Origin of the sequence: Melaminivora alkalimesophila (assembly GCF_000282995.1) — a bacterium.
GTDB classification, from domain to species: Bacteria; Pseudomonadota; Gammaproteobacteria; order Burkholderiales; family Burkholderiaceae_C; genus Melaminivora; species Melaminivora alkalimesophila.
This window is the reverse complement of record NZ_ALEE01000818.1, coordinates 1-1,142: the sequence shown is the minus strand read 5'-3', so window position 1 is coordinate 1,142 and position 1,142 is coordinate 1. Positions and strand designations below refer to the sequence as shown.

The window sequence follows — 1,142 nt, the reverse complement described above, 5'->3', positions numbered from 1 at the left end:
CCCCCGCCACGCTGGCGGTGGTCGCGCTGCGCCTGCCCGAGACGCTCGCGCAACCCAACCCGCGCGCGCTGCAGCCCGCCACCTTCCTGCGCAACTGGCTGCTGGTGCTGCGCTCGCCCACCTTCTGGGCCTTCTCGCTGCTGACCACGGCGAGCTACGGCGGCCTGTTCACTTTCCTGGCCGCGTCCTCCTTCGTCTACATCGAGGTACTGGGCCTGTCGCGCACGCAATACGGCCTCGTGCTGCTGTCCAACGCCGCCTTCTACCTGCTGGGCACGCTGCTGTGCCGCCGGCTGCTCGCGCGCGTGGGCCTGCGCCGCACGGTCGCGATCGGCGGCGCGCTCAGCCTCTCGGGCGGGCTGCTCACGCTGGCGGCGGCGCTCGCGGGTTGGCACAGCGTGGCGACCTTGCTGCCGCCCTTCTACCTGTTCATGCTCGGCCACGGCGTGCACCAGCCCTGCGGCCAGTCCGGCGCCGTGGGGCCCTTTCCACAGGCGGCGGGCGTGGCTTCGGCGCTCAACGGTTTCATGATGATGATCGCCGCCTTCGGCATCGGCTGGTGGCTGGGAACGGCGCTGGACGGCAGCGTCTGGCCGCTGGTGCGCGGCGTGGCAGCGTGGTCCGTCATGCTGGCGCTGGTCGCCTGGACGCTGGTGCAACGCCACGGGGAACCGCCGGATGCCAACTGAGGGCAAGACCCCCCTGCCGGCGCTCGCCATCGCCGGGCCGACCGCCTCGGGCAAGACGGCCGCCGCCCTCGCCGTGGCCGAGGCGCTCGCGCCCGCGCAGCCGGTGGAGATCATCAGCGTGGATTCGGCACTGGTCTATCGCGGCATGGACATCGGCACCGCCAAGCCCACGCCCGCCGAGCGCGCGCGTGTGCCGCACCACCTGATCGACATCCGCGACCCGCGCGAGGCCTACAGTGCCGCCGAGTTCGTGCGCGACGCCACGCAGCGCATCCAGGACATCCGCGCGCGCGGCGCCCTGCCGCTGCTGGTGGGCGGGACCATGCTGTACTTCAAGGCGCTGATCGAAGGCATCGACGACATGCCGCCGGCCGACCCGGCGGTGCGCGCGCGCCTCGACGCCCAGGCCGCCGCCCTCGGCTGGCCGGCGATGCACGCCGAGCTGGCGCGCGT

The 1,142-nt window shown here is 73.4% G+C and carries 2 protein-coding genes; both read left to right on the top strand.

The features are described 5' to 3' along the window. The coding region (locus tag A612_RS15790; RefSeq protein ID WP_019375399.1) for an MFS transporter at nt 1–689 on the top strand (689 nt) is incomplete at its 5' end. After that, nucleotides 679–1,142, top strand: a 464-nt coding sequence (gene miaA / locus A612_RS15785; protein ID WP_019375398.1) for a tRNA (adenosine(37)-N6)-dimethylallyltransferase MiaA, incomplete at its 3' end; no start/stop codon positions are given. The genes A612_RS15790 and miaA, both read left to right, overlap by 11 nt.